The organism is Shigella sp. FC1967, from assembly GCF_001743005.1.
Classification (GTDB): Bacteria; Pseudomonadota; Gammaproteobacteria; order Enterobacterales; family Enterobacteriaceae; genus Proteus.
The window spans coordinates 1-10,375 of record NZ_MIIZ01000166.1; the positions used below are offsets into that span (position 1 = coordinate 1).

Consider the following 10,375-nt stretch of genomic DNA (forward strand, 5'->3'; position numbering starts at 1 on the left):
CTTTTTTAATTGAGTTATGAGATTAATCCTCTTAAAAATTAGCTAGTTAATCAATCTTAATGCACTTAATTCTCAAGAAAATCCTTTTCAATTACCTTTATACTTAACAAGGTAATACTGTTCTGACAAATCATAACGACTGACGATGTAATGAATATTAGGGGGAGATTACTTGAGCTTTGGGATTCAATAAACTCAGTTATATATGATTGGGGGAAAGCTAATCAATTTAATATTTACTGATAACGATATATATCATACATAACTGTGTTTATATTGAGTTCTTTATTTCATTTCTTTGTTTATAGCAATGTCATTTTTATTATCTTTAAGTGAAAGTTTCACATTACCGTTAGGCACACAGCTACAGGCTAAAATTTTACCTGAGCGTTTAATTGCGCCAGCTTTTAATGCATTAACATCGCCTTCATCTAATTGGATAGCACAAGAGCCACAAAGGCCAGCTCGGCAACTATAAGGAATGGTATAACCATTATTTTCAAGCTGTTCTAACAGGACTTCTTGGTTATTACCTTCGAAAACCTCACCGTTAAATTCAATACTGACAGTCTGTTCTTGTGCGTTTTCAACAATAGGTGTTGATTGTGTTTCAACAGGTGCTGTTACAAGATATTGTTTCGCTTCTTTATAAGCTAATACTTCAACAGTGTCTCCCACACGAATAATACCCGTTTGACGAATGATGATATTTTGACCAAAATCGACATCACCCGTTTCATCACTACGGAATGTTTGCAGTGTTGCGAGTGGTTCTGTGTTAGGATGTTTAACGCCTTTATCAATACTGATTGTGGTCATGATGCAACGGCTACAAGGTTTCATAAGATCCATCACAACAGCGCCAATACGAATAGTTTGCCAAGTATCTTCTTCAAAAGGCTTTGCACCTGTTATGAGGATATTGCCTCGAAATTGCTCAATATTAATTGAAGCGGGGCAACGCTGTTGTAAGTATTGAAATGAGGCTTCATTAATTAATAAATAAGGGTAACCATCAGCGAAAGAAACCGCGGTTTCTGGATTTTTTTTCACTCGACGGGTCGATTTTTCACCCGTCCAACGAAGTTGAACATCCATTTTTAAATAACGACTGAACCACTGATTTATTTCATCTGGTGCCACATACGCGGTAAAATGGTTGCCCCAAACTTCTGTCGGCTGCAATGTGGTCTCAAAATCTTGATAAGTGATAGCAATGCCTTCACCATCAGGTGCTTGAATATAAATACCGTTTGCCATGACAGTGGGAATAAAACACAGCAAAATGGGAAATTTTCGTGCTGTGATAAAAGTCCCTTCTGGGGTGGTTATCATAAAATCACGATCAAACGTGAATCCGCTCTCACGAGCAAATGCATGAGAAAGTCGAATTCCCTTCATTGATTTAACTGGGTGTATATAAAGGCGTGAAACGTTGATCATCGGTGCTCCCAAAAAGACATTATTATTTTTTATAGCCAGTAACTTTATGACAACGTAATACAATTAGCTATAATGCCCAACAATTTTATTTTAGGTGGTAACAATATTATGCGCTCTCTGTTTGCCAGCACAGGCCGAGGTCTGGAAGAACTATTAAAATCTGAACTTGAACACCTTGGTGCTCAGGCTTGCCAGATAACACAAGGCGGTGTTTATTTTCGTGCTGATGATAAAACCATGTATCAGTCTTTACTTTGGAGCCGTTTAGCGTCACGTATTATGTTGCCGTTAAATGAGTTCAATGTTTATAGTGATTTAGACTTATATCTTGGTGTGCAGGCAATTGATTGGAGTGAAATTTTTACTGTTAATCAAACTTTTGCTATCCATTTTAATGGTACGAATGACATTATTCGTAATAGCCAATATGGTGCATTAAAAGCAAAAGATGCCATCGTTGACTCATTTCAACGTAAAATAGGGCAACGTCCAGATGTCGCTAAACAATCTCCTGATATCCGCTTAACTATCCACCTTCATAAAGAAAAGGCCTCATTGTCTTTAGATTTAAGTGGTGATGGTTTACATCAACGTGGCTACCGCGATTTAACAGGACAAGCACCATTAAAAGAAAACTTAGCTGCCGCAATTATTATGCGTTCAGGCTGGAAAACCGACACACCATTAATCGATCCAATGTGTGGCTCTGGTACATTATTAATTGAAGCTGCCATGATGGCGACTGACTGCGCTCCTGCATTAAATCGTGTGCATTGGGGATTCCGCCATTGGTTAGGTCACGATGAAGCGTTATGGAAAGAAGTGACTCATGAAGCGTTTGCCCGTTTCCGTGAAGGTAAAAAGAATACCACTGCGCGTTTCTACGGTTTTGATGTCGATAAACGTGTATTGGATATGGCAAGAGCCAATGCCCGCAGAGCGAATGTAGCTGAACTGATCACGTTTGCTCATGGTGATGCCGCTAAACTGACAAACCCTGTGTCAACAGAAATAAAAGGGACTATTATCAGTAATCCTCCTTATGGTGAGCGTTTAGAAAGTGAGCCAGCATTAATTGCACTACACAGCCAATTAGGACGAGCGATAAAAGCACATTTCCCAGGATGGCGATTATCGCTATTTAGTGCATCACCAGAATTGTTAAGTTGTATTCAATTACGTGCTGAAAGAGAGTTCAAAGCAAAAAATGGTCCTCTTGATTGTGTACAAAAGAACTATTTACTTTCTGATACACCATCAACGATTAACACTGGACTTGCGGAAGATTTTGCAAACCGTTTACGTAAAAATGAGAAAAAACTCGCGAAATGGGCAAAACAACAGCAAATTGAATGTTATCGTTTATACGATGCTGATTTACCTGAATATAATGTTGCTGTGGATCGCTATGGCGATAAAGTGGTTATTCAAGAATATGCCCCCCCTAAAACGGTTAATGAACACAAAGCCCGTCAGCGTTTATTCGATGTGATTAGCGCAACAATGGAAGTATTGGCATTACGTTCTGATCAACTGATTTTAAAAACCCGTCAACGCCAAAAAGGTAAACAGCAGTATGAAAAAATGGCCGAAAAGGGTGATTTTTTCTTAGTTGACGAGTTTGGTGCAAAATTTTGGGTAAACCTAACCGATTATCTTGATACCGGGTTGTTCTTAGATCACCGTATTGCACGAAAAATGCTGGGTGAAATGAGCAATGGAAAAGACTTCTTAAATCTTTTTGCTTATACCGGTACAGCTTCTGTTCATGCGGGAATTGGTGGTGCAAAAAGCACAACAACCGTTGATATGTCCCGTACTTATCTTGAATGGGCTGAGAAAAATTTCCAAGCGAATGGTTTATCTGGCAGACAGCACCGTTTAATGCAAGCAGATTGCATTCAGTGGTTAATGCAGAGCAATGAACAATTTGATGTGATCTTTATCGATCCACCGACGTTTTCTAACTCTAAACGAATGGAAAACACCTTCGATGTACAGCGGGATCACATTGAACTAATGAAACATTTGAAACGTTTGTTAAGAAAAGGCGGAACAATTATGTTCTCAAATAACAAACGTGGATTCAAAATGGAACATGACGAGTTAGCAAAAATTGGGTTGTGTGCAAAAGAGATAACACAGAAAACATTATCACAAGACTTTGCGCGTAACCGTCAAATTCACAATTGCTGGCTGTTAACTCATGCTGGTGAGGAATAATTTACAATGCCGTTAATTAGTTTGACTGGGGCTTATCTCTCTTTCAGTGATGCCCCATTATTAGATAGTACCGATTTATTTATTGAAGAAAATGAACGCGTTTGTTTAGTTGGACGCAATGGTGCGGGTAAATCAACGCTATTAAGAGTGTTATCGAAAGAGCAACCTTTAGATGATGGTCAAGTGGTTTATGAGCAAGATCTTGTAACTGCTCGTTTGCAACAAGATCCGCCAAGAGACATTGAAGGTACTATCTTTGACTTTGTTGCAGAAGGTGTTGAAGAAGATGCTAAATATCTAACGGATTACCACCATATTTCTAAATTGATTGAGACAGATCCTTCTGATAAAAATCTCAATAAAATGGCAGAGCTGCAAGAAGTACTTGATAGTCGTAACTTGTGGTTACTTGATAGCCGAATTGCAGAAGTGCTAGAAAAACTCGGTTTAGATGGTGAAGCAGATCTTTCTTCTCTATCTGGTGGTTGGTTAAGAAAAGCAGCATTAGGACGTGCATTAGTCAGCGCACCCAAAGTGCTGTTTTTAGATGAACCAACAAACCACCTTGATATTGAAACGATCCTTTGGCTTGAGAAGTTCTTAAAAGATTTCCAAGGAAGTATAGTCTTTATTTCTCATGACCGTTCATTTATCCGGAATATGGCAACGCGGATTATCGATCTTGATCGTGGAAAACTTTCTTCATGGCCAGGAAATTACGATAAGTATCTTGAAAGCAAAGAAGAAGCATTACGTGTTGAAGAGCAACAAAATGCAGAGTTTGATCGTAAATTAGCGCAAGAAGAAGCGTGGATACGCCAAGGTATTAAAGCTCGACGTACTCGCAATGAAGGTCGTGTTAGAGCATTAAAAGCGCTACGTGTTGAGCGCAGTGAACGCCGTGAAGTGTTAGGTAGTGCACGTATGCAGGTCGAAGAAGCGACTCGCTCTGGTAAAATTGTTTTTGAACTTGAAGATGTTAATTACAGCATTGGAATGCGTAAGTTAGTTCATGACTTTTCTGCCAAAGTACAACGTGGTGATAAAATTGCGCTGGTGGGACCGAATGGTTGTGGTAAAACCACTTTATTGAAACTCATGTTGGGCGATTTAAAAGCAGACAGCGGACGAGTTCATTGTGGTACTAAGCTTGAAGTTGCTTACTTTGATCAGCACCGTGCGACACTTGATCCTGATAAAACAGTCATGGATAACCTTGCTGAAGGTAAACAAGAAGTGATGGTTAATGGTCGTCCGCGCCATGTACTTGGTTATTTGCAAGACTTCTTATTCCCTCCAAAACGTGCAATGACGCCTGTTCGTGCTCTTTCAGGGGGAGAGAGAAACCGCCTATTACTGGCTCGTTTATTCTTAAAACCAAGTAACTTGCTTATTCTCGATGAGCCAACCAATGATCTCGATGTTGAAACATTGGAATTGCTAGAAGAGCTTGTTGATGCCTATCAAGGCACTGTTTTACTGGTTAGCCATGATCGTGAATTTGTTGATAATAGTGTAACTGAGTGTTGGATCTTTGAAGGTGATGGTGTTATTAACAGCTACGTTGGTGGATATTACGATGCTCAACAACAACGAGCACAGTCGGGTTCACTAAAAAGTGCGGCAAGCAAACCGCGCAATGCACCAGAAAAAGCTGAAAAAGAAGCAAAAGTGAAAGATAGCTCTAAAAAGAACACTCGTTCTAACAAGTTAAGTTATCATTTGGCGCGAGAACTTGAGCAACTTCCTGCTAAATTAGAAAGCTTAGAAACGCAGTTAAGTGCATTACAAGAAGAAGTAAGTGGGGCAGATTTTTTTACACGTCCTCATGAAGAAACAGAAAAAGTGTTAAAAGCGCTTGCAGATAAAGAACAAGAGCTTGAAACTGCTTTTGACAGATGGCAAGAGCTAGAATTGATGCAAAACGGCGAATAGCGACCGAAAACGGGGCATCACGCCCCCGTTTTACTTTCTGAGTTAACTATTCTTTTATTGATTATTCTAAATAAGAGGTGTCGCTGTGTGCTCTGGTCAACAACATCGTCATGAACATAAACATGAGCAAATATTATGTCCTCAGTGCGATCTGGTGGTCAGTGTTCCTCAATTAGTGCAAGGAACAAAGGCAACATGCCCTCGTTGCCATACTATCTTAGTTGCACGTTGGCGACAGCCTTTTTATCAACCTGTCGCATTAGCAATCAGCGCATTATTTATGTTGCTAATGGCAAGCCAGTTTACTTTCGTGAGTATGGAAGTGGCAGGTATTGCTAACAATGTGACACTGATGCAAATCCCAACGGTGATGTTTAGTGAAAATTACGTCGAATTAGGCGCATTTTTCCTACTGTTTGTTCAAATTGTGCCCGCTTTTTGTATGGTGGCAATCTTACTTCTTTGTACACCAATTCAATTACCTCGAAAGCTACAAATTTGGTTATCACGGATTTTATTCCAATTAAAATCGTGGTGTATGGCGGAGATTTTTCTTGCGGGTATTTTAGTTAGCTTCGTAAAATTAATGGCTTATGGTGATATTGGACTTGGACTCAGTTTCCTACCTTATGTACTTTATTGCTTATTTCAAATTCGAGCATTCCAGTGCCTTGATAAACATACTTTATGGGAAAAATTAGAACCTCGTCCAAATTATCCCGATATTGAATCAGGTAAATCAGGGCTAAAACAAGGCGTTAGATTATGTCGTTCATGTACGGCAATCTTACCCGCAGATCAATATGAATGTAGTCGCTGTGAAGTTAAAGGGTATGCAAGAAGACCGAAAAGCTTGCAATGGACAGTTTCCCTATTGATTACGTCATTTATTCTTTACATCCCTGCTAATTTATTACCTATCATGGTGACTGAATCATTAGGTAATAATATTTATTCCACAATTATGGCTGGGGTAATTTTGCTTTGGGAAGACGGCTCTTATCCTGTTGCGATGGTGATATTTATTGCCAGTATTATGGTGCCAAGCTTAAAAATGGTAGCAATAGCGTGGTTATGTTGGGATGCACATAAATCGAATGGAAAAAGAGATCCTGCTAGAATGCATTTTCTCTACGAGGTTGTTGAATATGTAGGGCGTTGGTCGATGATTGACGTCTTCGTCATTGCTGTTTTAGCTTCATTAGTCAGAATGGGACGTCTGATGAGCATCTACCCAGATTTTGGTGTGGTGCTATTTGCAGTAGTCGTGGTACTCACTATGTTCTCTGCAATGATGTTTGATCCTCGGTTGACGTGGGATAAATGTACAACCGAAGATGATAAACCGATGATTAAGGAGCCTAAGGGTGACTGAAAAGAATGAAACTGCTTTAACTGAAGCAAAAATTAACAAATTAAAAAGCTGGTCTCCAGTTTGGATCATACCGCTTGTCACCTTATTGATTGGTGCATGGATACTTTATTATCATTTCAGCCATCAAGGTCCTGAAGTTACCTTAATTACTTATAATGCTGAGGGCATTGAAGCCGGTAAAACGAAAATCAAAAGTCGTAGTGTAGATATTGGTTTAGTCGAAAGTGTCACACTCGACAGTAATTTTAGCCGCGTTATTATCAATGCACGTCTTGATACCGGCATGAATGAACTATTACGATCAGATACCGCTTTTTGGGTTGTAAGACCGCAAATAGGTAAAGAAGGGGTGACCGGGCTGGGAACCTTGCTTTCAGGTGCCTATATTGAATTACAACCAGGTTTGACTGGAAACGAGAAAAATGAATTTAATCTTCTCGACTCACCACCGCTAGCTTCGCCTGATGCGAAAGGCATTCGCATTAACTTGGTGAGCGAAAGAGCAGGTCAATTAAATGCAGGTGACCCTGTTTTATTTAGAGGTTATCAGGTCGGCTCTGTTGAAACCAGTGAGTTCAATATCGAGAGTCGAGACATGCATTATCAACTCTTTATTAAAGCGCCTTATGACAAAATGGTGACATCTAATGTTCGATTCTGGAAAGATTCGGGTATTGCTTTTGATATGTCTTCATCTGGGGTGCGTGTTGAAATGGCATCTCTTTCCACTCTCTTTAGTGGCGGAGTGAGTTTTGATGTTCCTGCGGGTTGGTTGCCAGGTGAACAAATTGCACCTAAAACAGAGTTTAAACTCTACGATAATGAGAAAAGTATTCAAAACTCGTTATATACTGATTATCGTAGCTACATTATGTTTTTCTCTGATTCAGTAAGAGGATTACAAGCTGGAGCCCCTGTTGAGTTTCGAGGAATTCGGATGGGGACTGTTGTTCAAGTACCTTATTACACAAAAGGTATGCAACAAACGTTGGATAAAGATTTTCGTATTCCAGTGCTTATCCATGTCGAACCAGAACGTTTTGCCAATGATGTGGGTGAAAGTTTTGATTTCGTCAAAGAGATCACTTCAGCTTCTAATAATGGATTAAGAGCTTCATTAAAATCAGGTAACCTTTTAACAGGTGCTCTGTATATTGATCTTGATTTCTACCCAGATGAAAAAAAATGGGAAGGACCTCTAGAGGTCGCTGGCTTCCAGCAAATACCTACAGTGGGATCAGGTTTAGCGCAAATTCAACAAAAAGTGATGACATCGCTTGATAAGATCAACAACCTTCCTGTTGAACCGATGCTTAAAGAGATGACAGCAACTTTATCGGAAAGCCAAAAAGCAGTTGCTGAAGCAAAAGAAACACTGAAAGCATTGAATGCCATGATTGGCAGTGATGAATTTAGAAATCTTCCTAATGATATTCAACAGTCACTGGAAGAGATCAATCGCAGTATGCAAGGTTTTCAACCGGGCTCTCCGGCTTATGGAAAAATGCTCGATAATATGCAACAGCTTGATCAAGTGTTAAGAGAGATGCAGCCTTTATTGAAAACATTGAACAATAAGAGCAATGCATTGATTTTCGAAGCGAAGGAAGGTAAAGATCCAGAACCAAAGAGGGCTGAAAAATGATGAAATACATCATTGGGATATTTGTGTTGATGTTAATGGGATGCTCGAGTCAGATTGATAAAATGTATTATCAGTTGCCTAATATTTATCAAAATAGCGTCACAGAACAAGTCTCGGCAACACAGTCAGCTAAGAAGCCTCAAATTTGGGTTCAGCCGATCCGCTTGTCTAATATGTTAACTAATGCAGGAATTGTTTATCAAACGACGGATATTAACTATACCGTGGCTAATCAGCACCTATGGATTAATCCACTTGATCAGCAATTACAACAGAACCTTATTTTAGGTTTAACAAAAGCATTGCCAGGTACCGTCGTTGCTAATCAACCTGTTGAGGATAACTTGGCTAAATTAACGGTTACTGTTAATTACTTTCAAGGCCGTTATGATGGACAAGTAATTATTTCAGGTGACTGGATTTATACTGACAATAATAAAGTGATTAATCAGCCATTCTCTTTAGTTTTAACACAAACTGAAGATGGTTATCCTGCTCTAGTGCGTACATTAGGAGAAGGGTGGGAGCAAGTTGTTTCTGATATAGCGAAAGCGATTCAATCCCAATATTAACTGATTTAGTCTTACGTTTATTCAAACCCAATATTCTCTTTAATTTTTTTCAAATTGAATATTGGGTTTTGTTTATTTAAAACACAAAAGGTAACAATATGTTAGCCAAACTTAAAAAGAAATACCCCACTGCAATTAGTTGGTCATTTGGTGACAATGCTCAGTTAGCAGATGAACTTGCTATGCTAGTGATTGACGGTAAAAAAACGGCAACATGTAGCTCATTGAGTGGTTTTTTTAGTGACAGTGTTATTCCAGTTATCGGTGGTTTTAACATTATTCTGAACAGTAAAAACGAGCCTGTTTGCGTGATTCGTACACGTTCTTTGCAGTTAATTCGATTTAATGAAGTCACAGAAGAGCTAGCTAAGAGAGAAGGTGAAGGGGATTTAAGTTTGTCCTATTGGCAAGAAGGACATAAAGCGTTCTTTAACCGAGAAGGCACTTTTTCAGAAGATATGGAGTTAGTATTTGAAGAGTTTGAATTAATAGAAGTCTGTAAGAGGCACTAATCACTTATTTTGCCTTCAATGATGGCTAATTCCTTAATAAAACAAAGGTAATTAAAAAAGCGCTTTCTACAAAAAAAGATAAATAGAGCAAAAAACTTATATTTATTAACCAAGTTTTATATTGACATAAATTTAAAAATAAATATCAATTTATCTTATTAAATTTCTTAATTAAATAAGCTGAAAATAGCTTAAATAGTTTTAAATTAATAATGTATGTTAAATATCAATAAATTAAATTTTTATTTTTCGTGATGTAAAAAATAACCCGATAATTTCTTATGATAAATATTAAATAATAATGTTGGTTATTAAACTTGCAACTGGCTCAACATCACAAATATGACATTTGTATTAACTTCTTTACTTGCTTAAATGCTCAATAGAGCGTATCAATTTATAGTGATTGTTGAAAAAACAATCATTATCTTTCCGCTTAAACTTAGAACGTGAGGGTTGTCTAGATATGAAAAGACAGAAACGAGATCGTTTAGCAAGAGCATTATCGAAAGGTTATCAAGCTGGTATGCAAGGCCGTTCAAAAGAACTTTGTCCTTATTTCGCGGTTGATGCGTATCAATTTATAGTGATTGTTGAAAAAACAATCATTATCTTTCCGCTTAAACTTAGAACGTGAGGGTTGTCTAGATATGAAAAGACAGAAACGAGA

At 38.3% G+C, this 10,375-nt stretch carries 8 protein-coding genes; 7 read left to right on the top strand and 1 reads right to left on the bottom strand.

The genetic code is table 11. From position 1 onward, the window contains the following. Nucleotides 1-285 precede the first annotated feature (285 nt). Nucleotides 286-1,443, bottom strand: coding sequence for a YcbX family protein (locus BHE89_RS01510; protein WP_069368261.1), 1,158 nt, complete (start codon nucleotides 1,441-1,443; stop codon nucleotides 286-288). A gap of 108 nt (nucleotides 1,444-1,551) precedes the next feature. Between BHE89_RS01510 and rlmKL the strand changes: the two genes are divergently transcribed. From rlmKL to rmf, 7 genes are all read left to right on the top strand, one after another. Continuing rightward, the gene (rlmKL, locus tag BHE89_RS01515) at nucleotides 1,552-3,666 is read left to right on the top strand and encodes a bifunctional 23S rRNA (guanine(2069)-N(7))-methyltransferase RlmK/23S rRNA (guanine(2445)-N(2))-methyltransferase RlmL (RefSeq protein WP_069368262.1); all 2,115 of its coding nucleotides are present in this window, start codon (nucleotides 1,552-1,554) and stop codon (nucleotides 3,664-3,666) included. A gap of 6 nt (nucleotides 3,667-3,672) precedes the next feature. Then, the gene (locus BHE89_RS01520; RefSeq protein WP_069368263.1) at nucleotides 3,673-5,601 is read left to right on the top strand and encodes an ABC transporter ATP-binding protein; all 1,929 of its coding nucleotides are present in this window, start codon (nucleotides 3,673-3,675) and stop codon (nucleotides 5,599-5,601) included. A gap of 85 nt (nucleotides 5,602-5,686) precedes the next feature. Further along, nucleotides 5,687-6,976 (top strand): membrane integrity-associated transporter subunit PqiA, encoded by a 1,290-nt coding sequence (gene pqiA / locus BHE89_RS01525; RefSeq protein ID WP_069368264.1) that lies wholly within the window; start codon nucleotides 5,687-5,689, stop codon nucleotides 6,974-6,976. Continuing rightward, nucleotides 6,969-8,621 (top strand): intermembrane transport protein PqiB, encoded by a 1,653-nt coding sequence (pqiB, locus tag BHE89_RS01530; RefSeq protein ID WP_069368265.1) that lies wholly within the window; start codon nucleotides 6,969-6,971, stop codon nucleotides 8,619-8,621. The genes pqiA and pqiB overlap by 8 nt, the downstream gene beginning before the upstream one ends. Beyond that, entirely contained in the window at nucleotides 8,618-9,193 is a 576-nt protein-coding gene (gene pqiC, locus BHE89_RS01535; RefSeq protein ID WP_248620403.1) for a membrane integrity-associated transporter subunit PqiC, read from the top strand. Before pqiB ends, pqiC begins: the two co-directional genes overlap by 4 nt. Before the next feature lie 98 nt (nucleotides 9,194-9,291). Further along, nucleotides 9,292-9,705 carry an ASCH domain-containing protein gene (locus BHE89_RS01540; RefSeq protein ID WP_069368266.1) on the top strand — a complete coding sequence of 138 codons (414 nt, stop codon included), beginning with the start codon at nucleotides 9,292-9,294 and terminating at the stop codon, nucleotides 9,703-9,705. A gap of 466 nt (nucleotides 9,706-10,171) precedes the next feature. Then, the gene (gene rmf, locus BHE89_RS24670) at nucleotides 10,172-10,342 is read left to right on the top strand and encodes a ribosome modulation factor (protein ID WP_286145818.1); all 171 of its coding nucleotides are present in this window, start codon (nucleotides 10,172-10,174) and stop codon (nucleotides 10,340-10,342) included. Nucleotides 10,343-10,375 lie beyond the last annotated feature (33 nt).

Excerpts from the sequence above, each read along its gene's own strand:
- BHE89_RS01510 (WP_069368261.1), bottom strand. The coding sequence starts at position 1,443 with ATGATCAACGTTTCACGCCTTTATATACACCCAGTTAAATCAATGAAG.
- BHE89_RS01520 (WP_069368263.1), top strand. The coding sequence starts at position 3,673 with ATGCCGTTAATTAGTTTGACTGGGGCTTATCTCTCTTTCAGTGATGCC.
- rlmKL (WP_069368262.1), top strand. The coding sequence starts at position 1,552 with ATGCGCTCTCTGTTTGCCAGCACAGGCCGAGGTCTGGAAGAACTATTA.
- rmf (WP_286145818.1), top strand. The coding sequence starts at position 10,172 with ATGAAAAGACAGAAACGAGATCGTTTAGCAAGAGCATTATCGAAAGGT.
- BHE89_RS01540 (WP_069368266.1), top strand. The coding sequence starts at position 9,292 with ATGTTAGCCAAACTTAAAAAGAAATACCCCACTGCAATTAGTTGGTCA.
- pqiC (WP_248620403.1), top strand. The coding sequence starts at position 8,618 with ATGATGAAATACATCATTGGGATATTTGTGTTGATGTTAATGGGATGC.